The sequence below is a fragment of the Leptolyngbya sp. FACHB-8 genome (assembly GCF_014695575.1).
Lineage (GTDB): Bacteria > Cyanobacteriota > Cyanobacteriia > Elainellales > Elainellaceae > Vacuolonema.
Genome location: NZ_JACJOO010000059.1, coordinates 61606 through 87974 on the forward strand (window position 1 = coordinate 61606; position 26369 = coordinate 87974).

A 26369-nucleotide genomic window follows, 5' to 3' on the forward strand; every position below is an offset into this window, starting at 1 on the left:
GTGAAAGGGGCACGAACTGCCCCTTTCACCTTATCCACAGGTCTAAATGCCCCCTCAAACTTGCCTGGGTCGGCCTAAGGTCGTGATATAAATAACGGCTTCATCAGCCGGGATGCCCAATACCTCGTTGACCTGGTCATCAAAGAAGCCCGCGATCCCACTCACCCCAAGATTCAGGCGAATAGCCGCCAGGTTAAGGCGCTGGCCTAGATGACCGGCATCCAGGTGGAGATAGCGGTAGGCGCGATCGCCATACACCTCCACTGCCTTTGCCAAATCTGCAGTATGGAACACCACGGCAGCAGCATCGCGACCTAGATCCTGCCCCAGACAAAGCCGATGCAGCTCTCGCCGAAAATTCTTAAAGCGGATCTGGCGCAACTCCTGCGCTCTAGGAGCGTAGTAATAGCAGCCTTCCTCCAAACCATCCACTCCGGAGATAGCAATGAAGGTTTCAATCAGGCTGAGGTCAAAGTAATCGGGGGCGCGGTCTAACCCTTGCTCTATGGAGTTTTCGGGCTGGTAGGTGAAATCGAGCAATTGGCGTAACTCGTTAAGGGTTAAATTTTGCCCAGTATAGGCGCGGGTTGAGCGACGCTTGATTATCGTTTGCTCCAGCCCCGTCAGATTTTCCCCCCATTCAATGGGCATACAGACCGTAGACACCTTCAAACAGAAGGGAAAATTATATTTGTCTTGAACCGGTTCTGGAGGCTCCGTAGACCTGGGGACAGGAAGCGGTACTGGTTTTTCGATGACCAATTCAGCGTCTGGAGGAATCTGGCTGCTGTGGTGCAGGCGAGCCAGGAGCTGCCCATCAGGAATTTCGGGGAAATCCGTCTCTTTGGGGGAGGGTAATGCAGTTTTGGCAGGGGAAAGGTTTTGATTCACCTCCAACAGGTCAGCTAGGGGAATGACGGCGATCGCTCCCTCCACACCCGGTTCCAAATACAACAACTGATTCACAGCTTGATCGACAAAACCACCCATCAGGTGAGGACGGTAGTCATGCACAGCACAAGCCAGCTCAAGATTACCTAACAGATGCCCACTATCGAGGCAGATGCGGCGGTAAGCTCGGTCGAAATAGCGCCAGGCTGAACGGGCAAAAATAGCTGTAGTGATCAACGCCATCTGCGTGTTTTCTAGCGAGGGATGCCAGAAACACGCTTCCTGAAGAGACATCCACACTCGATCTTCCCAGAAGTGGATGAGTGAGTGAGTTTTGGGTTGGTAGTGATACAGTCCGGGGGGCAGGTCTGGAGTTCCCCGCGAAATGAGATAAATTTCAGCCGGATACAGGCCCCCAGCAGACGGTGCAGCCCTCAAATAAACGGCCTCACCACTCATTAACGTGGTTTTGTAAGTTAGTCCATAGGTGTGGAAGAGTACCCGAGAGAGCCGCCGCCAAAGGCGATCATCCTCGTCGGTTGTCGTCAAGTAGGGCCGCAAGTCGTAAGTTGGGCCTAGTTTGTATTCCTTGAAGGGAATAGGCTGTCGGTTCCAATCAGGTTGGGGATGATTAGCGACCGTATCAGGGGCGTACTTGGTACGCTCGTGGTAATGTTGCGCAAGGGAGCCGGGATGGTTAGGCATAGCCACTCAAAAGGCTGCTTCTCTCTACCAATCTTGACATTCCTAACTCAAAATTGGGGTACTGTGCGTTTTTTATTGATAAGCTTCTTTTATATTTCTCCAATCTATAGCAGTACACAAGTGCGTTAAGTACGGTAGTGTGGGGCACAAAGTGCCCCACACTACCGTACTTAACACGCATAGCGCTATAGGGAGGTGCGAGAGAGGAATACGGGATAGCGTCCCACAGCCCTCTCGGGCCTCAGGCATGCCTTAAAGGTTGTTTTTCGTAAGCGAAGCACACGAAAAAACAACCTTTAGAACAAACCTTAGAGCGGAAAATGCTAGATACACCAAAGCGAGAAGCGCTACGTAACCATAACCTCAGTTCGGGATAAGCTGAAGTGCTCATTTTGGCGTGCGCTTTGCGCACGCCAAAATGAGCGTTTTCGAGTGCCGTGCAAGGCGCGGCACTCGAAAACGCCCTTAAACCGAACTCAGGTTAACCATAGTCTTGTATTAAAAATCAGGCTCCCTTTCTGCCTTTGTAGCGGTAGCAAGGGAGCCCAGTTTCAATCTTGCAAGTGGTGTTTTGTGCCACGCACAATTTTTTGCAAACCCTAACGTAAGATTACTCGTGAGCGATGCCATCCGGCATCAAGGCTCCCATAAGATTGGCGTTTTGGAAATTGGCTCCATTAATCCGGGCGCTCAGCAACAAGGCCTCTGTCATATCTGTTTCACTCAAGTTGGCCCAATTCAACCGTGCCCGATAAAAGTTCGTTTTCCGGAGAGTGGCTCCTCGTAACGATGCCCAGCTAAAATTGGCATCCCGCGCACTGGCATAGCTCAGGTCGACGTTAATCAGGCTGGCACTGGTCAATCGAGCTCGACTCAAATCAGCCTCTCGCAGGTCGGCTTCCTCCAGGCTGGCACCATGCAAGATGGCATTGCTCAAATTAGCAGAGGCCAGGATTGCCTCGTTGAGCAGGGCATTGGAAAGGTTAGCATTCTCCAGGGATGCACCTGTTAAATTCGCTCCGATGAATTTGGTACGATTGAGGCAAGCTTCACTCAAATTAGCTCCCGTCAAGTCTGCCCGATCGAGGGTAGCTTCTGCCATGTTTGCCCCTTTCAAGAGCGCCTGGGTCAGAGTTGCACTGATTAATTTAGCTCCCCGCAGCCCAGTTTCAGTCAAATCTGCTTCGCTGAGGTTAGCGTGATGTAGCTCTGCACCAATCAGGTTGGCCTGGGAAAGCATAGCCCCCCGGAGATCTACCCCCGTTAAATTGGCCTCTCGCAGGTTGGCCATGACCAAATTGGCCCCTCGCAAGTTTGCGCGGCTCAGATTCACTCGGCGTAAATTGACGTCCCGCAAGTCTCTCCCACTCAGATCAGCTCCAATGAAGCTCACCTCACGAAAGTCTCGAATACCTGTGGAATAGTGACTCAGTAACTCCTGTACATCCATAATGTTATGGCTGGATTATGCATTCCGTATTCTTTTAGAATTCCCCATATCCTGGACAAATCCCCCAAACCGTAATCTGGGGCACAGAGCCTAGTAAAATTACCTATTCTCTGAAAAAAGTTAGAAAGGGGCCTTTGATTATAATCGCTTATGTTTTAAAGAAAAAGCGGGGCTCATCTTACAACTACACCAAAACCAGAACCTATGCCTCTGATTAATTGGGTATAGGACTTCATTCTACGTCTGCTACTTAACCCCACTTGGCATTACATTGTGCCGTTACCAGATAGAGACAAAATATGAGTCCTGTTCTTCAAAAGAGTAGGCAGTTCTTATGCTTAAGAGATTTCCGAGAAAGAATATCCCCATCTTTTGGGGAAGTTCTTTTCCAGAAATCACCTTAGTTGAGTCGAACCAGCAATTCTCAGTATGGGCATCAAAGCCAAGAGTTCACGCCCTACGGGCGTGAACTCTTGGCTTTGATGCCCGAAAACCGCGCGCCAAATGCGCGCGGTTTTCGGGCCTAATTTCAAAATGAGAATTGCTGGAGTCGAACTGATGGGTAGACAAGATATACACCGTTTTTATATAACTTGTTAAATGTTAAATGCTTCTTGAAAGGTAGATTTTTTCACCTCCAGTCCGCCCTTTAAAGAAAACTTTCGGACTTCCATACTTCAATACTCTGGGCAGTTTTTTGAAACCCTTGATTTTGCGTGCGCTTCGCGCACACAAAATCAAGGGTTTCAAAAAACTGCCCGAGCTAATGATACTTAGAATCCAGCACCAAAACCCAAAAGGATGATTTGTCAGCTGCTTTGAAACAGAAAAATCATTTTTTTGGGCTTTAGCTTTAGAAATATGCAAAATATGGCTACATAAGGAAAACCTAAGGAGATTTCCAGTAATGAAATTACCCCCAGAATGTTGGTGCTTTGCCCGCTTCGCGAGCAAAGCACCAACATTCTGGGTAAATTCTTATGCAGAAACCTCCTAAGTGTTCAGTTCTCGGAATTCTTCAAGACTTGGAAATCTAATTCTGTTGGGCAATGTCGGCAAATTTACCAAAGTAATGATTGCATATCTGAAAATATATACACATAATCATTACTTCCTGTCAGTAATTCGACTTTATTAAACATAAAGCCCAGAGCGTCGTGCCATCAACTTCTTAGGTAATACAACATTCCAGGTTTATGTTTGATTGTACCTACTCGCCTGATGTAGTCGTTTGTATATAAAAATCTCAATGGCTTCCTGAGCCGCCAGGTGAGTCCATTCGATCCGCTTCTCAAGAAGCATCTCATAAACGACTGAGTAGCACCGTCCATCGGTTTATGACTTTTGGTTGCGGCAAACTCAAACCTCAGATTGGTGTTGAATCTTTTCAACTCAGGCATTGTGTTGACAGCACAATTAGCTCATCATTTAGCTTTCAGAGTCTTTGGGAGCGAAAGAATGGTTTAGCCAACGTGCCATTTATGTAGAACGCATGGGAGAAAGAAATATGCCAGATCAGGTTTATAACAATACTCTTCCAGAAATCGATCCAACCGAGGTTGAAGATTCTCGTGCTTTTCCTTCCGAAGAGCATCGATCTTTTCTGGAAAAGGTAATGGTTCAGGGTGGACTGGCCGATCTGTACGATGCCCGCGATATTACCGAAGTTGTGTTCCGCACGATGCGCGACATGATGACCAACGAGGCGGTTGAGCACGTTGCAGAGGAACTGCATTCTCCCTTGCAAGAAAACGACAAGGACAAAACTCTTTACACGGCCACTCCATTGGCCACTGAGGTAGAGGATCTGTGGGAAGATACCAATCCTATCGTTCACTTCCTCAGCCGCATTCGCCCTGCCCTGCACATCCGGGATACGACTTTCCTGTTCCGGATTAAACAGGAAGCAGGATTACCTCCTCAGGTTGAAGTTGAGCAAGTGGTTAAGGCAGTGTTCTCGGCGACGAAGGATGAGCTTTCCCAGGAGCGGGTTCAAGAGGTTGCAAGCTTCCTGCCTGGCAAAGTGCTTGAACTCTGGCAGCAGGCCTAATTTCTCGCATTCTTTGCAAAGATGCCATGAGTGCCGCACAAAATGCGGCACTCATAGGAAACTAAGCTAGGTTTGAAGGTGGAGGGTACGTCACACTCTCCACCTTCAAACCTAGAAACGCTTAACCTGTCGAGTATCAAGGGTTGCTTTAAGGAAATTTCCAGATAAGAACTTCCCCATTATTTGGGAAAAAGGCGCGGCGAAGCCGCGCCTTTTTTCCAAATAATGGGGATATTGTTTCTCAGAAATCTCCTAAGGTTGTTGTAGCACATGCTGCATGTACGGGAGAGACGACCTTTCCAGGTAATTTTGAATAGCTCTTCTACATTCTTGTTGTGTATGACGTGCAAAGCACACCATACACAACAAGAATGCGTTAGATATAGCGAGCTTGTGTAAGCCCTATTTACAAGAACGTCTTAATAGCGGCTTTGGGTGTCGTAACAATCTTCAGCCAGCTCAGGTGTGACGCTAGCAACTCCAGCGTGTACTAGCAGGGCCCCGACGGGTTCAAGCCCCAGAAACAGCTCGCGGCAGGACCTGTGGAGCGATCGCCCTCCAACATTCGCATTTGTATGGCTTGTCCTAATGGCAGTAGTGTTTGTAGGCGATCGCGTGCTGCTTCCCCACCTGGTTGCCCTAACTCGGGCGCATCCACACAGGCCAGATTCACCGTTAGGGATTGTTGGCGATCGCTCACCACAACCGTATCACCATCTTCTACCCGAATCATGGTGGGTAGTTGGTTTCGACCAAGCTCTTGTGTTGATTGGAAGGAGCGCAACGAAGGTGCAGCCTTATCACCAGGAGCCTGTTGCCCAAAGGGTATGTTTTGACCCAGTATGACCCAGGAGGAGTAAGCTAATGTCAGCATCAACCCCATCCCAATCATGTAGATCGATCGCGGCATAAAGGAGTCCTCCAATAAAGGGAGCAGGCTGAATGCCAAACGTTCAGAGCTTGCTCAGTTATGCAAATCGGCGAACTTAGTCTGCCATTGCCGGGAGAGAGGTGCGATCGCATTTCAAAATGTGCAACAGCCTTTATTGCCTTCTCTCATATCTTTTCTCATGGTTCGATTAAAGAATTTTTGATATGGATTGACACGGTTTCCGCGTGTTATGGCCTTCACACAAACTATCTACTTAACCTCAGTTTGGGTTAAGGGCTTTTTCGAGGGGCGCGCAAGGCGCGCCCCTCGAAAAAGCCCATTTTGTCGTGTGCATAGCGCACGACAAAATGGGCTCCTGAGCTTATCCCGAATTGAGGTTACTTAAGTTCGGACAGTTTTCCTGAAACCCTTGATTTTGCGTGCGCGAAGCGCACGCAAAATCAAGGGTTTCAGGAAAAACTGTTCAGAGTATTGGACTCAATACAGCGTTTTCTGATCCAATGAGGTACGAGAGAGTGGCATGGTGCAATGCGCCGCACGATTGCACAGTATGGTTCTTCAACCAGAGCTCATATTACTGGCCCTCTGCCTTTTACTAGATGCGCTCGCCCCTCTTCAGGCGATAGCGTAATACTTTCACCAAACGAAAAGCCTGCCTGTTTCCTACACTCATGAGCATGGATTTCAGCACAATTCTGAATCAAAAGCGTGACACGATTGTTGAACGGTGGACCAGGTCAGTTTTCGAGGATCAAGACATCGAAGCGACCAAAGAACTAACGTTTAACGCGGTGCGCGATAGCCTGCCAAGGGTTTTGGAGTCGCTCGCTAGCCTACTCGCCGAAGGCAAGTTAGAAGATTTTCGAGTCATTGATGAGGCCAGCTTAGAACATGGCGTTATCCGAGCTCAGCAGGGATTCGAGCCCGCAGAAATTGCGCGGGAATACCGACTGTTGCGTTCTGTCATTTTCTCAGAATTGGAAGACGACTTAATTAAGGCATCTCCCAAGGAAGTGCTGTGGGCCATTCGATTAATTGACACGGTGGTTGATGAAGCGATCGCCCGTTGCTTTGACAGCTACACCCAGGGTCGTATTGAAAATTTAGAAAAACTCAAAACACAGCTACAGTTAACGAACCAGGAACTCACGCGTTTGGTACGCGCCAGTCAAGACAATATGTCGAAGCTGGCCCATGAACTCAAAACTCCGCTGACATCCATCATCGGGTATGCCGATTTGTTTCTGCGTCAACAGCAAAACCCTCATCCCAAAGATTCCTATGCTCATTTAGAAAGCATTGAGCGGGTATTGCGCAGTGGTCGATTACTGCTACGACTGATTAATGACACCCTACAACTGCAACAGAACGCCGGACAAATCAAGCTCAAGATCGCTTCGATCAACCCGTCAGATTTAATTCAAGCCGTCCTAGAAATTGTTGAGCCATTAGTTCGCAATAAAGGTTTGGAGTTAAAGGTGGATTGCGATCGCATCCCTCAAGCCATTCAAACCGATCCCTTACGCCTACAGCAGATCCTCACAAACTTGCTCAGTAATGCGATACGTTACACCGAAAAAGGATACGTTACCGTTTCTGGCGAAACCCTAGAAGATGACTGTTGGTCAATTACGGTTACGGATAGCGGCATCGGCATGACCCAGGATGACCAAAAACACATCTTTGAACCCTATTTTCGCGTGGGTGACATCCCTGCCTCTGTACAAGATCAGGGAACAGGTTTAGGGCTGGCAGTTGTGGCGCAGTTGGTCGAGTTATTGCAGGGCAAAATTCTCGTATCGTCCCAGACCGGTGAGGGCTCAAGTTTTACGGTTGTCTTCCCTATTCAGCAGAATTCGGGATTGTAGGTAGGTAATCATGATTAAGCATAAAACCCAGAAGGGTGTGGCACCTGTTTCGCAAGCGCCACACCCTTCTGGGCCTTCTCTCATACAAAGGGGGTGCGAGCTAAGCTCGCATTCCCTTCTCCAGGATTTTAAGCCTTTAGGGTTCCTACATACCGCTACAGTAGGGGAAAGACCCGTTCTATCCATACCCTTATGGAGCTTTTTGAGCAGCATCGCCAGCATGTAACCCAGACAGAAGCGCCCTTAGCCGCGCGAATGCGGCCGCGAGTGCTGGATGAGTACATTGGGCAAGATCACATCTTGGGGGAAGGACGGCTCCTGCGTCGGGCCATTCAAGCCGATCAGATTTCTTCGCTAATTTTCTATGGGCCGCCGGGAACAGGTAAGACAACCCTGGCAATGGTAATTGCCAACACCACACGGGCACACTTTATTTCCATCAACGCAGTATTGGCGGGGGTAAAGGAGATTCGGGAGGCGATCGCCACTGCCCAGGAAAAGCGCGGGATGTACGACCAGCGCACCATCCTTTTCGTTGATGAAGTGCACCGCTTTAATAAAGCTCAGCAGGATGCTCTATTACCCTGGGTAGAAAATGGCACGGTTATTCTGATTGGCGCAACGACAGAAAATCCGTACTTTGAAGTCAATAAAGCTCTGGTGAGTCGATCGCGCATCTTTCAATTGAAGCCCTTGGGCGATCGCGACCTGGAAAAGGTTTTGCACCAGGCTTTACAGGATCGTGAACGGGGCTACGGTCAGCTAAAGGTGCAGATTGCCCTTGATGCACAAGCGCACTTGATTAACATTGCCAATGGCGACGCCCGTGCCCTGCTGAATGCGCTGGAATTAGCGGTCGAAACCACTCCCCCTAACGCCGAAGGTATTGTTGCCATTCCCCTCGCCGTTGCGGAAGAATCCATTCAGCAACGGGCCGTTCTCTATGACAAGGAGGGCGACGCCCACTTCGACACGATCAGCGCTTTCATCAAAAGCCTGCGCGGATCTGACCCTGATGCTGCATTATACTGGCTGGCCCGCATGGTCTATGCCGGGGAAGATCCACGCTTCATCTTCCGGCGCATGCTGATTTTGGCGGGAGAGGATGTTGGTTTAGCTGACCCCAACGCAGTCGTGGTCGTTAATGCCTGCGCTCAGACGTTTGATCGGGTGGGAATGCCTGAGGGACGTTATCCTCTGGCACAAGCCGCGCTTTACCTGGCAACTTGTCCCAAATCCAACAGCGTCATGGGCTTTTTCGATGCTCTGGCAGCGGTTGAGCAGGAGCGGGAAGACGATGTGCCTCTACATCTGCGGGATGCCAACCGGGATAAGCATAGCTTTGGCCACGGACAGGGCTACCTGTATCCTCATGCCTACCGCGATCATTGGGTCGAGCAACAATATCTCCCTGGCAGCTTGCAGGGCCAGGTCTTTTATCAGCCCTCCAATCAGGGCTATGAGGATGAAATTCGCATTCAGGTGGCACGGCGGCGAGAAGCACAACTGGCCGCTCTCGTTGATGGCAGTAGTGCCTTACCCGAAGTGATCACTTTCAGCCCCACCGATCGAGGGCGCGATCGCTGGCTCCAACGCACCCTCGACCAGACTGGAGAGCGCCTGGCAGACGTGCGCGATCGCCTCTTCACCCTGGCACAACCTCAACGTCACCATGTTCTTCTGACCTTAAATGCGAGTAGCGGCCTCCTCACCTGGGAGGCGGTGCGGCAAGTACCCGAAGGCTCTGTATACGCTCAGGTCCAGCAGCAAACCGACGCGATCGCCCTCCAAGAGCAGGCCGGTATGCTCCCCGAACTGAACCGTCCCATCGTTTTAGAAAGTTCCTTACTGGATTTAGCGACAATTCTTGATCAGCAAGCACCCACTCTAAAATTTGATGCCATCCTCGGACGCAACATCCTGTCAGCCGAGCAAGAGCGGGAGGAAATCGCCCAATCCCTCCTTCAACGCCTGCAACCGGATGGCTCCCTGATTCTGGCGGAACCCGTGCCGCGTCTCGGTCAACGTCTGTATGACCTGCTAGGACCGAAAGTCTTAAAAGCCACATTACACAAACGCCTGGTTAAAGCCGAAGAGGTCATTTACACCCAGGGCAACGCCGGAACTTTGCATTGGGATGTGGCGGATTGGCGATCGCTCTTTGAAACCCTCAACGCCACAGCCGACATTCAACTTGACATCCGCCCCACTGACCTTCGTATCACCTCAGAACTCCTCGATCGCTGGTTTCAACCGGGGCAAGGACGCCCAAGCTATTGTGATTATCTGTCCAAAGCGCTTTCGAATGAGGAAATTACGACGGTACAGCAGGCCTTTGTGCGATCGCTACAAAACCAGACCGTAGGGTGGAAGGGGGCGATCGCCTATATCACAGTTCATGTTGACTCAACAGACCGCTAATGTGTGGATGGAGTGAAAGGGGCACTTCGTGCCCCTTTCACTCCATCCACATGTCTAGAACATGATCATTTCTGCAAGCTGAAAGAAGATGTCAAAATCGGCATAATAGGGTACAGAATTACTATGGCGATCGCTCTCTAACCGCTTATGACCGACCTCTCACGCCGCCTCAGCACATTAGAGCTGAGCCAAAGAATTCTGGACATGGGACGCACAGGTGTCTACCGAGAATCAGTGTTTGAAGCGCTTCAGCCCTACGCCACCAAACGGCAGATTCGGGAGGCGATCGCCCATGCCAAACAATTTGGGTTGCACTCTGTGGCCCCTATGCGTGATAGCGAGCTGGGCACTTATTACCAGTTAGATTTAGCAAAATATCAGAGTGCCCAGCCCACTCTTAAAGAAACGCTACCGCTCATGCAGAAAGGTGACCTGGCCCAGCAATTACTACAACAGAATCAGGCGCTAGAGCGAATGTTGACATTGACACAATCGTTCTGGATGGTGCTGGCGATCGCCGGGGTGAGCAGCATCCTCATCGGATGGTCGCGCTTCGGCTTCGGTGCATTAAGCGGAGCTGTTAGCGTTGCGGTTCTGTGGGGCATTCAACGGCAAGTATCTCGTTAGTAGCAGCTGAAATGCTCGTGAATATGAAGCATCTCGTAAAGAATAAAAGCCTTTTTTATAGGAGGTGTGGCTTAGCTACTCCTTCCATAAAAAACAGGCTTTTATTCAATTTGCATTCCTAAATGCTTCTTTAAAGAAAAGATAAACACATTTCAGTAAAAATACTCCTTCCGATTGTTGTTCATAAGCACAAATACAGTAGGATAATTTTGTCAATCGTGCCTTCCCTTATTTTGTAAATAGAAGTAACGAACCCTAAAGAAAATGTGAGTTTCCGCAAGTTCTGAAAATAGGCCGTGCTATCTTATAAGTATCGAATCAAAACCGCCAGCAACCCTATATAAATGCTGGTCTATAAATAACTCTGGTGAAGCTATCGGCCAAAGCATAAAGGCCGATTTCTAGAGACCTCCATAAATCACCAAAGGCTCTGAATTCTTTGAATTCAGAGCCTTTTTTAAATAGTACTTACAAACTCATGAAGGCAAAGCGGTTCTATAGAAGCTATACAGAATGGGAACCTACAAAGATATTTCTCTATGCAATCACTAGAGTTCCTATCAAAACGATCTGTTAGCTTACTTAATAGAAAACATCTATCTAAAGTCAGAAACAAGCCCTTCTAACATGAAGGAATATAAATCTCTTCTTTAATACCTATTACGGCTATAGCTTTAACAGTTTGATCCGACAAAAATTGGCATTTTGGCAACGTTACCGACATGACAAAAATTCTTTAGGTGTTTTTGTACCAGAGCACTTTTATTCCCAACTCTTAAAACTCTGCAATATCTCTCTACTCAAATCCTGTTTATAGCAAGTAAAGTTAAATGCTTATCATAAGCATTTAACCCGACATGATATTACACACATAGCAATCCCCTCTGGTGCTGTCGCATCGTGACAACACAAGAGGGGATTGCAGTTGACTAGCCAGGAAGGTAGGTGTCTTCCACATCCCTTTCCTGGCTTAAGTAAAACCTAGACGGCAACGCCTCTTAATTTCTGGGTGCTCTCAACCAGACTTTTAGCAAACGCATCCAAGCGTTCTGCTAATTTCTCATCCACCAGGTTGTCGTCGGAGTCAAATGCTTTCCAAGCCTGCCCGATCGCCACCTGCTCAGGGATAACCCAACCATGAACCCACCGCATAATGACCCGCAGATCATTCAGCGCATTACTGTTGGATTGGCCTCCCAGCACACTGATTAGCCCCGTCACCTTGTTGGATAGCTCGTCGAAGCTCAGGAGATCTAAAGCGTTTTTCAGAACCCCACTGACACTGCCGTGATACTCCGGTGTCGCCAGAATTAAGCCATCTGCTGCTTTGACGATCTGTCGCAGGCGAGCCACATCTGGGTAGGCGCTGTAATCATCGCCACCGTCACAGAAAGGCAAATTCATCGTCCGTAAATCTAATACTTCCACTTCAGCTCCCAGAGCTTTAACCCGCTCCGCCGCTAAGAGTAGCGCCCGTTGGCTGTAAGAATCTGGACGTAAACTACCACCGATGCCAATAATTTTGACCATAAGAAAACCCAAGAGTTAGGAGAACAAAATGCGCGTTGCAAACTGGGCAGTTTATCCCGCAGAGCCCGCAATGAAATGACGATTCAGCACGGCTCATCAGCTCTGATCTGCCTAGAAAACACGGAGAAAGGTTCGTTAATGACTCATCTTTGGCAAGTGTCAGCAACAAAGATCGAGCATTCGAAGTCTTTCTTAAGTTGTATGTACTCTTTATCATACCACTAAGTCATACTCATTACGACTATGTCTAATGAAACTGATTTAGGTCTCTATTCCGAACGTTAGTTTTGAAGCCAATACTCTTGAAGTAAAGTCCTATTAATAAAAGCGATAGGGCTGGCTCATTCGCTATTAGTGCGACACTAGTTGCTTTCCTGCCATAGCCCATTGGGTAAGGTTACACTAGGCATATCGTGTTGACGGCAAGCGTGAACTTATCTTGGGTTTGTATTGCAGAAACCCATCAACTAGTATTTCCGGCTGGATAGTAAGAAGGCTCATTTGCGTTATGACAAGGTCTGACAAGCAGGAACGGGTTTTTCAACGGAGTAACGACACTCAGGGGCATACCCATTCGCTGTCCAAACGGCGATCGCCCTCTAAAGCAGCCGTGACCTCAGGAGCTGTAACCGGCATCTGGTTGCTTCTACAAAGTATTCTCATCGCCCCCCCAGCCTTGAGTCAGACACCGACCCAAAAAGAACCCCTCGGCTACACCGGGTTGATTGAAGCTATTCAAGAAGATCAGGTCGAGCGGATCGAACTGGATCAGGTGCGCGGCGTTGCCCAAGTTCACTTCAAGGGGGCTGACGCCAAGCAACCGGAGGAAGTCCGGTTGTTCGCCAACGAAAGCGATAATCAGCCGATTATTGAAGTCGCCCGGAAAAATGGGGTCGAGATTGATGCTCAACCCTCGGCGGATAGTGGAGCGGTTGCGTGGTTGTTGAGCCACGCGTTACTTGCATTTCTGCTGATTCTGGGGTTATTAATGATCCTGCGTCGCTCAGCCAACGCCTCTGGCCAAGCGATGAATTTCGGCAAATCCCGAGCTCGCTTTCAGATGGAAGCCAAAACTGGGGTAATGTTCGACGATGTGGCAGGTATCGAAGAAGCGAAGGAAGAATTACAGGAAGTCGTGACCTTCCTGAAAAAGCCTGAGAAGTTTACGGCCATCGGAGCCAAGATTCCGAAAGGCGTGCTGCTGGTTGGCCCTCCAGGGACAGGTAAAACCCTGTTGGCAAAGGCGATCGCCGGAGAAGCCGCTGTTCCCTTCTTTAGCATTTCTGGTTCTGAATTTGTGGAAATGTTTGTTGGGGTGGGAGCCTCTCGCGTCCGTGACCTGTTCCGTAAAGCAAAGGAAAATGCTCCCTGCATCATTTTCATTGATGAAATTGATGCGGTGGGCCGTCAGCGGGGCACCGGCATTGGCGGCGGCAACGATGAGCGGGAACAAACCCTGAACCAGCTCCTCACAGAAATGGATGGGTTTGAGGGCAACACCGGCATCATTATTATTGCGGCAACAAACCGACCAGATGTGTTGGATTCGGCCTTGCTGCGTCCTGGACGGTTTGACCGGCAGGTGATGGTGGATCTGCCTAGCTACAAAGGACGGCTGGGCATTCTGCAAGTTCATGCTCGCAATAAGAAGTTGGAGCCGGAAGTATCGCTGGAAGTGATTGCCCGTCGTACTCCTGGTTTCTCGGGAGCTGATCTGGCAAATATGCTCAACGAAGCGGCCATTCTGACGGCGCGGCGGCGAAAGGATGCGATCGCCACTCAGGAAATTGACGATGCGATCGACCGGGTTACCATCGGTATGACCATGAACCCGTTGATGGACAGCAAGAAAAAGCGCCTCACCGCTTATCACGAAGTTGGCCACGCGCTGCTGATGACGCTGCTGCCCCATACCGATCCACTCGATAAAGTGACGATTATTCCCCGCTCGGGTGGTGTAGGTGGCTTTGCTAAGCCCCTCCCCAGTGAAGACAGTGACTTTGGGCTGGAAACCCGCGCCCGTCTGCTAGATCTGATCACCATCTTCCTGGGTGGTCGGGCTGCGGAGGAGGAAATCTTCGGCCATGATGAGGTAACTCAGGGGGCCTCCAGCGACCTGCAAGCGGTCGCTGACTACGCCCGTCGCATGGTTACCCGCTATGGGATGTCAGATCTGGGTCCCTTCGCCCTGGAATCGGGAAATAGTGAGGTATTCCTGGGACGTGACTTGATGGTGCGCTCTGAGTACTCCGAGGAGATCGCCACGAAGATTGACCAACAGGTGCGATCGATTGTGATGCGCTGCTACCAGCAAGCCCGCCAGATCATTCGCAACCACCGCCCCTTGATCGACAAGCTGGTAGACATGCTGATTGATCAGGAAACCGTGGATGGCGACACCTTCCGCAAAGTCGTGTCGGAGTACACAACCCTGCCAGAGAAACAGCAAACGCTGTTATCTAAGGCTTAATTGACTGATACGCAAAAACTAGAAGTGGCAATTCTTCGAGAACTGCCACTTCTGGTCAGCGGTCTGAGCCACGTTGATGAGCTGAGAAGTCAAACAAATACCCGGTGTTTCTAAAAAACACCGGGTATTTGTTTGGCTAGTACGCTGAGGCGGAAATATATAACCTATTTGTCTGTGGGGGTGCGAAGCACCCCCACAGACAAATAGGTTACGGACTTATGCCGTAGCCTACTAGTACGCTGAGGCGGAAATCCATCACCTATGTTTTGTGTGGGGTGCTTCGCACCCCACACAAAACATAGGTTGTGAACTTAGGCCGCAGCCTACTAGTGTAGAGGCCTTTACGATTTGCAGACGTTATATTAAGCCGATCGCAATTCCTGTAATTGCAGTTCCGTCATGTGGTGGTAGAGCTTCCAGCAGTACTGCTCAGGCAAACCGCAAGTCACCGCTCCTCGCATCACGACCTGAAAGTACCAATCATTGGGAGCGTGTTCCTCTCCCAATTTCTCCGTCACGGTGTAAGTGCGAACGTTGTTATATCGCTTGCCACCGCATTGCACCGTGATGAACTCATGGTGGTAACCCTGCTCCCGAATATCAAGAGGTTCGCTAAAGCGCCAGGGCAGGCGATACAGAACACCTTCTACTTGAGCCGTCGGGTCAGGCACGATATCTAATACACCACAGTTGCGAAACGCAGAGCGGCGATAAAACCCCAGCCGGTAACCGGACAACGTAGCATGACCGATGACATGGGGATGAGTGGCCTCACCAACCGTACGCTTCAAATCCACAGGGCACATGCAGGAGCCATAGGCAAAGTAATAGAAGCTTGGCTCAGAGGGGTATGTGGGTGTTCGGGGGCGATCGCAAATGAGTTCCATCATCATTTGGTGGGTGCAATGAACAACTGGACAACTGCACTCCGTTACCTTCAGATTCTATGCCACCTTTTCCAAAAAGTCACCTATCCCGATAGCCTAACCGTAGATTCTTCATAAAAACAGACAGCAAAACCTCACAGGAATCAGCATTGTGAACAGGGACGGTAGGAGCCATGCCATCCGGCAAAATTCTCAAAGCCTCACCGAGTAAAGATTATGGCTCGCCATAAGAGAACTCCAATTGGAGATTAACTCGAATGTATTGTTGAGCATAATCTACGGTAGTTCAGGGGAGATTTATATTTTCTCAAATAAGCCGTCATAACAGCGCTTTTCAACGCTTAAAATCTGGTTGTTTTGTAAGAGCAGCGCTCCGCACGGCTCTTACAAAACAACCGTGGCTTGATTCAAGCGCAAAGCACTGTAATAGGACTTACGCGTTCTTGTTGCATGTAGTGTACTTCGCACATCACACCTAACAGGAATGCGTAAGTCCTGGTTAACAAAGCAAACCTCAACAACTGGCTCCACTTGCCAACACAAAATCTCCAATCACCCGTGGGTAATTGGAGTTTATTCAAAGCGAAGCAAACTAATTAGCCAACAAACTCTTTACGAGAAGCAGATACTCCAGCAGACTCAACGCCTTTCAAGTAAGCCAGCATGGTGTCAGCATCCGAAACTTCGAACGGATCAACGGGGCAGTTGTCGCCGAACTCTTCTTCAATGAAGATTTTCTCAATGTTGCCGTCGTTGACGAGCATAGAGTAGCGCCAAGAGCGCATCCCAAAGCCCAGGTTAGACTTATCGACCAGCATACCCATCCTGCGGGTGAAGTCACCGTTTCCGTCGGGCAGCAAGAATACATTCTTAGCACCTTGCTGTTTGCCCCACTGGAACATCACGAAAGCATCGTTCACTGACAAACAAATGATCTGGTCAACCCCATGTGCTTGGAACTCTTCGTACAGTTCTTCGTAGCGAGGCAAGTGGCTGGAGGAGCAGGTAGGAGTGAACGCACCCGGCAGAGCGAAGAGAACAACCTTCTTGCCGCTAAAGATTTCTTCCGTGGTCAGATCTTGCCAGCGGTAGGGGTTGGGGCCAGGAATAGACTCGTCCCGTACTCGGGTCTTGAACACAACGCTGGGTACACGGGTGATAACGGCCATATTTTTTTACCTCGGTAGGTCTCTCAATGTTTCGTTACTGGACTTAGAAGTAAGAATAATTCTGATTTAGGAATTAGTCAATAGTCATACTGACTTAAAGAAACAAATTATTCAGAATCAAGAGCAATATCTATAAAGGAAGTGTTATGATTAGTGAAATAAGCGTGCAAAGGATTTATCAGTTCGGACGGCCAAGGGAATGAACGAACAGTCGAGCCATATTATTGAATTGCTGAAAGCCAAGGGCCTACGAGTTACGCCACAGCGGTTTGCGGTGTATGCCAACCTGTGCGGCCGAGGCGACCATCCTACCGCCGAGCAATTATTGACAGACATTAATCAGGACGTTCCCATTGCGTCTCAGGCCACCATTTACACTGCCCTACAAGCGCTTCAGAACGTAGGGCTAGTGCGAGAAGTGCTGCTTGAGGAGGGAGTCGCTCGCTACGACGCCAACGTTCATCCGCACCATCACTTCCGCTGCCGATGCTGCGGCGAGATTGAAGACATTGCCTGGGAAGTCTTCCAGGGGGTTAACTTGTCGGCTCTACGGCCGGGTCTGAAGGCAGAACAATACGAGGTTGCAGTGCAGGGAGTGTGCGATCGCTGCGAACCTGCTTCCATCAATGCATTCGCTTAACCTTACGTTTGTGGAGCTCAGCGTCTTAACTGTACGAACAGTCAAGATGCTCATTTACCAAGACTGTTAGTTCCCGTGACTTTCCTTCGATATAGCTTTCCACAGCCCATGGCTGTTCCTTGTGAGTGGAGTTTTGCGACTCTGCTACCTCATCCAGCACTCATCATTCGCCGGGAGGCTTCTATGCAACTATCCAAACAACAGGCTGAACAACGCACCGATCAGGTTTACGATGTACTGGTTGTAGGCGGTGGGCCGGCGGGTCTATCTGCTGGCATTTACCTACAGCGCTATTTACTTTCTACCCTGATTGTTGACAAAGGCAAGGCCCGGTCGCTTTGGATGCAGGAGATGCACAATTACCTGGGATTGCCACCAGATTCATCGGGCCGAGATTTGTTGAAGCAGGGCAAAGCGCACTACCTCTCTCTAGATGGGGATTATTTGAATGCCTTTGTAGAAGAGGCGACTGACGAGGGCGAAACCTTTGCGCTACGCGTTCGCATTGGCCGAAACAATCCCTCTTATGTGACGTTACGCAGTCGCTATTTGATTGCGGCCAGTGGCATTATTGACAATCTGCCGACCTTCACGGACATGCAAAATGTCTATGACTATGCCGGGTATAACCTGCATGTTTGTCTCATTTGTGATGGCTATGAGATGCAGGGGCAACGGGTAGGCGTGTTTGGCCGTAACGAGGGTAGCCTGGAGGTCGCCTTTTCTCTGGGCTGGTTTACTTCAGACATTACCCTATTTACGGGGGGAGCCTTTGACGTGAGTGATGGGTTCCGCGATCGCCTCCGTACTCACGGCTACAGGCTAGAGGAGCGCCCTTTGCACCGCTTTGTTGGTGAGAACCATATTATGAGCGGTGTGGAATTGCGGGACGGGACGCTAATTCCCCTGGATGCTGGCCTGGTATCGATGGGTTCGAAGTATCACGCTGATTACTTGAACGGTATTGATCTGGAATACAAAGGCGGCAACCTCGTCACCGATGGGATGAACCGCACCTCTCACCCACGCATCTTTGCCGTAGGGGACCTCAAAGTTGGGCTGAACCAAGTGATTGTGGCCGCTGCTGACGGAGCTCTCGCCGCCACACAAATCTGGCGTGATATTCGCCGCCAGGAAGGAAGCCGAGCCCCTGCGAAACAATCAGCCGCTTAAGCTGTAAAGCTGAAGAGAGTGGGAGTTTACCTCCCACTCTTTTTTGTGGCCTGCTGCAGGTGTGAGATGGATTGTGCAACCACGCTTCCACAACCCATCTCACACCTGCAGCAACCTTTTCCGTTGATGGATGAATTGCCCCAATATTCGTCGTGCCTGCTAGCCTGGTAAAGGTTTGACGCATTCCCACGCTACGGGCTGCGCATTCTTTTACTGTGGGTGAGCTACTTACAATGACTGCTTCTTCCCGTTCCTCCGCTTCCCAGGGGCTGCTTTTTGCGCTGCTAGCTTATGGTGCTTGGGGCTTATTGCCAATTTATTGGAAATTTTTTGGAGGAGTTCCGGCCCTAGAAGTCCTCTGCCATCGGATTGTCTGGTCGTCGGTACTGTTACTGGGAGTGCTGGCGCTACAGGGACGCTGGGAGGAATTACAGAAGTTGTGGCGATCGCCCCGTTACATTGCCACGTTTACAACGACAGCCATCATTCTTTCCACAAATTGGGGCATTTATATCTACGCTGTTAATGCCAACCACGTTGTCGAAACCAGTCTGGGGTACTTCATCAATCCACTGATTAGTGTGTTGATGGGATGCGTATTCCTGCGAGAACGGTTAAGCCGATGGCAGGGGTTGGCCGTTTTTCTGGCATTTCTGGGGGTGCTCAACTTTGTTGTGAACCTGGGCAAGATACCCTGGATTGCCCTGGGGTTGGCAATTTCCTTTGCAGTATATGGGTTGCTGCGAAAGATTACCCCAGTACAGCCGATGGTAGGACTTGCCGTAGAAACCCTGGTCATTACCCCGGTTGCGCTAATACTGCTGGGGCAGGGGGCGATCGCCGGCAACAATCACTTCGGTTTTAACTGGACACTGAGTCTACTATTTATCGGGTGTGGTCTGGTCACATCCCTACCGCTATTGTGGTTCAACAATGCGGCCCATCGTCTGCCTTTGGCAACACTGGGTTTCATGCAATATATAGCCCCCAGCTTGCAACTTCTATTGGGGGTATTTTTGTATCATGAGCCGTTTACTCGTACCCATGCGGTGTCGTTTGGCCTAATCTGGGCAGCGTTGGCAATTTTTTCGACGTATTCTTGGCGGCGATCGCGCGGAGCATCCTCATAACAACAAATTTGCTAAAAGCTCATTGTTGCGTGCGCTTCGCGCACGCAATAATGAGCTTTTTCGAGTACCGCGCGTTGCGCGGCACTCGAAAAAGCCCTTAACCCGAACTGAGGTTAACAAAGATGTCTATGAGTATAAAAGTTGAGGGTGAGTTGGATGTAGGTTTCATTATTGGAGTGGCCGCTCCGCTTCTCCACTGAAGCATCAACCAAATTCGACACCGTCAATCCCAACAGGCGAACTTCCTTTTGCTCGACCTCTGTCATCTCCAACAACTCCTCCGCCAATTGTTGAATGAGCGGCAGGTCGCGCAAGATTTCGGTAACGGTACGGCTGCGGGTGATTTGGTGGTAATCAGCATATTTCACCTTAAGGGTGAGAGTACGGCCATAAGATTGCTTGGCATCCAGGCGTTCCTTCAGTTCTTCTGCAATTTTTTCGAGGGCGGCGAGAATCGAGGGGCGATCGCGCAAATCGTTGAAGAAGCTCGTTTCGACTCCAATGGATTTACGAATGCGGTTGGGGTTAACTGGGCGATCGTCCTGCCCTCGGGCGATGCGGTAGTAGAAGTGGCCGACTTTGCCAAACGCCTCTACCAAGGCATCCTCGGACCATTGCTTTAAGTCTGCTCCGGTCTGGATGCCTAACCGATGCATTTTTGCCGCTGTTGCCTCCCCCACACCATAGAAGCGAGCGATGGGTAGCGTTTCTACAAAGGCTTCTGCCTCATCTGGCCGAATCAGCGTCAATCCATTTGGCTTATTCATCCCGGAAGCCATCTTCGCCAAAAACTTGTTGATGGAAATTCCTGCCGACGCGGTGAGGTGCAAATCCTCATAAATGGCCTGCCGAATTTCTTCTGCAATCAACGTCGCTGAAGGCATTCCCTGCTTATTTTCTGTCACATCCAGATAGGCTTCATCTAAAGATAACGGCTCTACCAGATCGGTATAGCGGTAGAAAATCGTGCGGATTTGCTGCGAGACCTCACGATAAACATCAAAACGCGGATTCACAAAAATCAGGTGAGGGCACTTCTGAATGGCAGTACGAGACGGCATTGCAGAATGCACCCCAAAGGCACGCGCCTCGTAACTGGCTGCCGCTACGGCTCCTCGCTGCTCGGGGCGGCCACCCACCGCCACAGGCTTACCCCGCAGTTCGGGGCGATCGCGCTGCTCCACTGACGCATAGAATGCATCCATATCGACGTGGATGATTTTGCGGATAGTCATGGGGTAAATGAGTGGATGAATGAGGGAAAGTAGAGAAAGCCAGAACGTGGGTGTAGCGAGGACGAGAGGGGGAAGACAAGAAAGAGAAGGGCGTGTAGATTGATGTTTCTTGGAAGAACAACGGTCGGCTTGATTCCTGAAAGACAAACGTACTATATTTCTAGCTCGAATTCCTCACCAACTCATCCCCTCATCCGGCTATCTTCAACACCATGACGCGGCAACCCATACAGATTTGGAAGAATCCACACCGTAGCCAGCACTACGATACAGAGCTGAAGCAGATTTTGAATCGAGAGCGGGCAACCGCCGTTATGAGTGAACTCTCTTCGTGGCCTGGATATGAGCCAACACCGTTGCGATCGCTTCCGGGCCTCAGCCAGGCGTTGGGGGTAACGCAGATTGGGTACAAAGATGAGGCAACGCGGTTTGGGATGGGGAGTTTTAAGGCATTGGGGGGAGCCTATGCCGTAATGCGTCAGGTGGCGCAGTACCTCCAGGTGACCACAGGTGATCCGGATATCTCTTTAGAGGATGTGCGCTCGGGGCGTTATGCCAAGCAAATTTCAGATTTGGTGGTGACAACGGCAACGGATGGGAATCATGGGCGATCGGTGGCCTGGGGTGCGCAACAAGCGGGATGCACCTGCGTCATTTTTATCCACGAAGGGGTCAGTGAGGAGCGGGAGCAGGCGATCGCTCAATTTGGGGCACGGGTCGAGCGGATTCCCGGTAACTACGATAGTTCAGTACGTTGGGCCGATGCCCAGTCCGCTGCCAATAATTGGGTGCTTATTGCAGATACTTCCTACCCTGGCTACACCGAAATTCCCTGCGATGTCATGCAAGGCTACAGCGTCATGGCAGAGGAAGCCTTGCAGCAGTGGCAGGCCCTCTGGAGCGAAGCTGGCCCAACCCACGTTTTTGTTCAGGCCGGTGTAGGTGGATTAGCCGCAGCTATTTGCGCCCATCTCTGGGAGTGCCTGGGCGATCGCCGCCCCATCTTTATTGTGGTGGAGCCTGAAAATTCGGCCTGCCTTTACGAAACTGCACAGCAGGATCAACTGGTGGATGTTTCAGGTAGTCTCGATACGCTGATGGGTTGTCTTTCGGCAGGCCGTGCCTCGCTACTGGCCTGGGATATTTTGCGGGCAGGAGCGGATTTTTTTGTTACCATCCCCGATGCAGCAGCAGCGGCAACCATGCGAGTGCTAGCCCAGGGGACGGGGGGCGATCGCCCTATCATCGCCGGAGAATCGGGTGCGGCAGGAATGGCGGCGTTATTGACTATTGCTAAGCAGTCAGGGTTGCGATCGCAAATTCAGCTAGAAGCCGATTCTCGCGTTCTCCTCTTCGGTACTGAAGGGGCGATGGACCCGAAAAGCTACGCTCAGATCGTTGGCAAAACTCCATCGCAAGTGGCTGAATTATGTCAGTAGAAAACCCCAGGATTCGCCCCATCTAAAATAAAAATATCGTCTGCTGTACAGCCAAGAGTAGCGGTTACTGTCAATATGGCCAACAGCTACACCTTCCATAACGTACAGGAGGCTAGAGCATGGTTGCTGAGTTGTCTGTTCAATATACGGATACTGCAAACATTCCGGGCATTGATGGATTGCGGGTGAGGGGCGATCGCCTTCTTCAACGCCTTGATGAGTTAGCGCAAATTGGAGCGATCGCCGGTGGTGGGGTCTGCCGTTTAACCCTGACAGATGCCGACAAAGCAGGACGCGATCAGGTGGTGCAATGGATGCGAGATCTGGGATTAAGCATCACTATCGACGGCATCGGTAATATTGTAGGCACCTGGCCTGGCACCGAAGATTTGCCGCCGGTCATGACGGGTTCTCACATCGATACCGTCGCCACTGGAGGCCGTTATGATGGCAACTTCGGCGTTTTGGGTGGATTGGAAGTCATTCAAACCTTACAGGAAGCCGGCATTCGTCCACGCCACCCGTTAGCGGTTGCTGTCTTTACCAACGAAGAGGGCGCCCGATTCCATCCCGACATGATGGGCAGCATGGTCTATACAGGTAGCCTTTCCCTAGCAGAAGCGCTCGCCACGACCACCAACGTTGGCACAACCGTCGAAGAAGAATTACGACGCATCGGATACCAGGGGGATGCTCCATGTGGTAACCCTTCCGTTCACGCTTTTGCGGAACTGCACATTGAGCAAGGCCCGGTGATGGAACAGGACAGTGTGACGATTGGGGCCGTAACAGGCGTACAAGGGATGTCGTGGATGGAATATACCGTCAAAGGTGTGTCGAACCATGCCGGTACAACACCCATGCGTTTGCGGCATGATGCGGGATACGCGGCCATGGCGATCGCCCTCGCGGCCCGTGAATTGACCAAAGAAATGGGCGGTAATCAGGTAGCCACGGTCGGTTCTATTCGCCTTCATCCCAACCTGGTGAACGTCATTCCCAACACCGCAGTATTCACGCTGGATTTGCGAAATACCGATGAGTTGCGGCTGCAAGAAGCAGAGCGGCGGATGGCGGAGAAGATAGGGGCGATCGCCCAGGCCGAAGGGGTCGAGATCACCGCTCGTCCCCTGGTACGTCTACGACCCGTTGACTTCGACCCTGCCATGATTGACCTGGTGGAAACTACCGCTCAAACCCTCGGCTTTTCGACAAAACGTCTCCCCAGCGGTGCCGGGCATGATGCTGGTTTACTTGCGGCTGTCTGCCCTACTGCCATGATTTTCGTTCCTAGTGTCCACGGCATTAGCCACAATGTGAAGGAGTACACCGCACCTGAGGATTTGATTGCGGGAGCTAATGTTTTGCTTCATACGTTGTTGCAACTGGCGCTATAAAATCTTCAGCAAGATTCCCAATGTTGCCACAGGTGTGTCCACGAGGACACGCCTGTTTGTGATGGTTCTTTAACTTCCTCTCCCACAGGAGAATGGTTAGCCGAACAGAAGCCTATGGCATGCAAAAAGCATGGGCGTAAAGCTAGAAGCATCTTTCGTTACGGGTTTGACCACCTACGTGGAAGCCTGCTGAACATAGGATTAATGATTGATGAGTTTCAACAAGCTCTCCAATTTTGCCCTGTACTTAACCTGAGTTCAGATTAAGGGCGTTTTCGAGTGCCACGCGTTGCGCGGCACTCGAAAACGCTCATTTTGGCGTGCGCTTTGCGCACGCCAAAATGAGCACTGCAGCTTATCCCGAACTGAGGTTACTTAGATCGTCACCTTATATCATGTCGGGTTAATGCCAATGATAAAAAGTGGTGCAGCGCTTTGCACTGCACCACTTTTTATCATTGGCATTTAATCTTACTTCTTATTATCCATCAATTCCCCGTCAATATTTTTAGTTTTATCAGGAGTCTTTAAATTCCAGTTTGTAGAAGACAAAGTTGTCTTAAGGCTATATCTATGGCTAGCTATAGTAACTTCGGAAACCTAACCCGTAATGCTATTCGTTTCTTTACGGGTAATTTCACAGGCGATGGTCATACCGATATCCTTTTCTATTCTGCTAACGACCACAATTGGTGGTTAGGGCGTAGTAATGGCAGTGCATTGCAATGGTCCCACGTTGGAAATACAGCTGGTTTTGTGGATCTAACCCGCAATGACATTCGGTTCTTTACAGGCGATTTTACAGGTGATGGCCGCACAGACATCCTCTTCTATTTCGATGGTGACCACAATTGGTGGCTTGGGCGTAGTGATGGTGGCACGTTGCAATGGTCTCACGCTGGAAATACAGCTGGGTTTGTAGACTTAACCCGCAATGACATTCGGCTCTTTACAGGCGATTTCACAGGTGATGGTCGCACAGACATCCTCTTCTACTTCGCTGGTGACCACAATTGGTGGCTTGGGCGTAGTGATGGTGGCACGTTACAATGGTCCCACGCTGGAAATACAGCTGTTTTTGTAGACCTAACCCGTAATGACATTCGGCTCTTTACAGGCGATTTCACGGGTGATGGTCGCACAGACATCCTTTTCTATTTCGCTGGTGACCACAATTGGTGGCTTGGGCGCAGTGATGGTGGCACGTTGCAATGGTCTCACGCTGGAAATACGGCTGGTTTTGTAGACCTAACCCGTAATGACATTCGGCTCTTTACAGGCGATTTTACGGGTGATGGTCGTACCGATATCCTCTTCTACTTCGCTGGCGACCACAATTGGTGGCTTGGGCGCAGTGATGGTGGCACGTTGCAATGGTCTCACGCTGGAAATACGGCTGGTTTTGTAGACCTAACTCGTAGTGATATTCGGCTCTTTACAGGCGATTTTACAGGTGATGGCCGCACAGACATCCTCTTCTATTTCGCTGGTGACCACAATTGGTGGCTTGGGCGCAGTGATGGCAGTACATTGCAATGGGCTCATGCAGGCAACACATCTGGCTTTCAGGATCTCACCCGTCCTTCCATTCGTTTCTTGACGGGCAATTTTACGGCAGATGGTCGTACCGATGTACTTTTCTATTGTGCTGATGACGGTAATTGGTGGCTAGGGTCTAGCAACGGTCAGCAATTGCAATGGTCGCTTGTAGGGAATACAGGAGGACAATCGCCCCAATTGGATAGATTTGACAACCTGGGAAGAGTTTACTGGGCTGCAAGAGATTTAGCGAACTCTCCACTTGGGAATCATCATTTCCTCAGCATCATCTTCAACAATCAAAAGGCAGCTGATTTTATACGCGATACGATGCAGGTTGACTACCTCACAGAGGAGAAAGACGGGCAAACCTATTACTTCATGTCAGTTGGAGGGTTTGCTAACGGGCTTGGTGATCGCATCTACTGTGAATTCAATGAGAAGAATGACATTCATTCTATTCGAGAATATATAGACCCCAAAGAACATGTCAGGTGGTATTCACCCGATTTGGATTATGAAGGGCATTACATCCCACCCCTGCCCCATTGGAACAGCCGACAACAAATTCAGAACATCATTCGAGCAGCCAAAAACTTTCAAGCGCATTCACCTATCATCAATTTCAACTTGTACAACAGAAATTGTGCTACTTTCGCCAATTCACTCCTGGCATCTTTAGGGTATTCTCGCCAAGCTCGAAAGGACCTTGGACAATTCCAAGGTGTTGATTGGGGTGAGGAGAACACACTTGACCTCTCCTACTTTCAGTCAGTTCAAGTCCCTGAAGCTATGCAACTTCAGTGATTAACAGCGATCGCCTCCCTTCTGCCCATGGTTGGCTGTAGTTCAGAAG

Annotated in this window: 18 protein-coding genes; 11 read left to right on the forward strand and 7 right to left on the reverse strand. The window is 50.1% G+C overall.

From position 1 onward, the window contains the following. Positions 1 to 54 precede the first annotated feature (54 nt). Complete coding sequence (locus H6F91_RS15115; RefSeq protein ID WP_190772958.1) at positions 55 to 1596, reverse strand: SagB/ThcOx family dehydrogenase; 1542 nt, start codon at positions 1594 to 1596, stop codon at positions 55 to 57. 610 nt (positions 1597 to 2206) lie between these two features. Continuing rightward, positions 2207 to 3046, reverse strand: a complete 840-nt coding sequence (locus H6F91_RS15120; protein WP_190772959.1) for a pentapeptide repeat-containing protein — start codon at positions 3044 to 3046, stop codon at positions 2207 to 2209. Positions 3047 to 4553: 1507 nt separating this feature from the next. On the opposite strand from H6F91_RS15120, the gene H6F91_RS15125 reads away from it, so the two are divergent. Then, on the forward strand, positions 4554 to 5096 hold the full coding sequence (locus H6F91_RS15125) for a DUF2267 domain-containing protein (RefSeq protein ID WP_190772960.1): 543 nt from the start codon (positions 4554 to 4556) through the stop codon (positions 5094 to 5096). A gap of 490 nt (positions 5097 to 5586) precedes the next feature. Here H6F91_RS15125 and H6F91_RS15130 read toward each other — a convergent pair whose 3' ends face one another. Continuing rightward, complete coding sequence (locus tag H6F91_RS15130) at positions 5587 to 6006, reverse strand: hypothetical protein (protein WP_190772961.1); 420 nt, start codon at positions 6004 to 6006, stop codon at positions 5587 to 5589. 659 nt (positions 6007 to 6665) lie between these two features. Here H6F91_RS15130 and H6F91_RS15135 point away from each other — a divergent pair. The 3 genes from H6F91_RS15135 to H6F91_RS15145 all read left to right on the forward strand — a co-directional run bounded on the left by H6F91_RS15135 (position 6666) and on the right by H6F91_RS15145 (position 10904). Continuing rightward, on the forward strand, positions 6666 to 7856 hold the full coding sequence (locus H6F91_RS15135) for a sensor histidine kinase (protein ID WP_190772989.1): 1191 nt from the start codon (positions 6666 to 6668) through the stop codon (positions 7854 to 7856). 192 nt (positions 7857 to 8048) lie between these two features. Continuing rightward, a complete protein-coding gene (locus tag H6F91_RS15140) occupies positions 8049 to 10277 on the forward strand; it encodes an AAA family ATPase (protein ID WP_190789395.1) in 2229 nt (742 codons plus the stop codon). Between the two features lie 147 nt (positions 10278 to 10424). Continuing rightward, entirely contained in the window at positions 10425 to 10904 is a 480-nt protein-coding gene (locus H6F91_RS15145; protein WP_190772963.1) for a hypothetical protein, read from the forward strand. Positions 10905 to 11885: 981 nt separating this feature from the next. Here H6F91_RS15145 and H6F91_RS15150 read toward each other — a convergent pair. Further along, positions 11886 to 12434, reverse strand: coding sequence for an NADPH-dependent FMN reductase (locus tag H6F91_RS15150; RefSeq protein WP_190772964.1), 549 nt, complete (start codon positions 12432 to 12434; stop codon positions 11886 to 11888). Positions 12435 to 12942: 508 nt separating this feature from the next. Here H6F91_RS15150 and ftsH point away from each other — a divergent pair. Beyond that, entirely contained in the window at positions 12943 to 14904 is a 1962-nt protein-coding gene (gene ftsH / locus H6F91_RS15155; RefSeq protein ID WP_190772965.1) for an ATP-dependent zinc metalloprotease FtsH, read from the forward strand. A 362-nt stretch (positions 14905 to 15266) separates the two neighbouring features. Here ftsH and H6F91_RS15160 read toward each other — a convergent pair whose 3' ends face one another. Next, positions 15267 to 15797, reverse strand: coding sequence for a gamma-glutamylcyclotransferase (locus H6F91_RS15160; RefSeq protein WP_190772966.1), 531 nt, complete (start codon positions 15795 to 15797; stop codon positions 15267 to 15269). A 590-nt stretch (positions 15798 to 16387) separates the two neighbouring features. Then, positions 16388 to 16960 carry a peroxiredoxin gene (locus tag H6F91_RS15165; RefSeq protein ID WP_190772967.1) on the reverse strand — a complete coding sequence of 191 codons (573 nt, stop codon included), beginning with the start codon at positions 16958 to 16960 and terminating at the stop codon, positions 16388 to 16390. A 199-nt stretch (positions 16961 to 17159) separates the two neighbouring features. Here H6F91_RS15165 and H6F91_RS15170 point away from each other — a divergent pair, with 199 nt between their 5' ends. The 3 genes from H6F91_RS15170 to rarD all read left to right on the forward strand — a co-directional run bounded on the left by H6F91_RS15170 (position 17160) and on the right by rarD (position 19903). Beyond that, complete coding sequence (locus H6F91_RS15170) at positions 17160 to 17600, forward strand: Fur family transcriptional regulator (protein ID WP_190772968.1); 441 nt, start codon at positions 17160 to 17162, stop codon at positions 17598 to 17600. Between the two features lie 183 nt (positions 17601 to 17783). Then, positions 17784 to 18773: an NAD(P)/FAD-dependent oxidoreductase gene (locus H6F91_RS15175; RefSeq protein WP_190772990.1), complete on the forward strand. Its 990-nt coding sequence runs from the start codon at positions 17784 to 17786 to the stop codon at positions 18771 to 18773. 233 nt (positions 18774 to 19006) lie between these two features. Then, complete coding sequence (gene rarD / locus H6F91_RS15180) at positions 19007 to 19903, forward strand: EamA family transporter RarD (protein WP_190772969.1); 897 nt, start codon at positions 19007 to 19009, stop codon at positions 19901 to 19903. Between the two features lie 113 nt (positions 19904 to 20016). On the opposite strand, the gene dinB is transcribed toward rarD, so the two are convergent. After that, entirely contained in the window at positions 20017 to 21138 is a 1122-nt protein-coding gene (dinB, locus tag H6F91_RS15185; RefSeq protein WP_190772970.1) for a DNA polymerase IV, read from the reverse strand. A 212-nt stretch (positions 21139 to 21350) separates the two neighbouring features. On the opposite strand from dinB, the gene H6F91_RS15190 reads away from it, so the two are divergent. From H6F91_RS15190 to H6F91_RS15200, 3 genes are all read left to right on the forward strand, one after another. After that, complete coding sequence (locus tag H6F91_RS15190) at positions 21351 to 22577, forward strand: diaminopropionate ammonia-lyase (protein WP_190772971.1); 1227 nt, start codon at positions 21351 to 21353, stop codon at positions 22575 to 22577. A 119-nt stretch (positions 22578 to 22696) separates the two neighbouring features. Then, the gene (locus tag H6F91_RS15195; RefSeq protein WP_190772972.1) at positions 22697 to 23974 is read left to right on the forward strand and encodes a Zn-dependent hydrolase; all 1278 of its coding nucleotides are present in this window, start codon (positions 22697 to 22699) and stop codon (positions 23972 to 23974) included. 573 nt (positions 23975 to 24547) lie between these two features. Next, a complete protein-coding gene (locus H6F91_RS15200) occupies positions 24548 to 26320 on the forward strand; it encodes a VCBS repeat-containing protein (RefSeq protein WP_190772973.1) in 1773 nt (590 codons plus the stop codon). Positions 26321 to 26369: the final 49 nt, after the last annotated feature.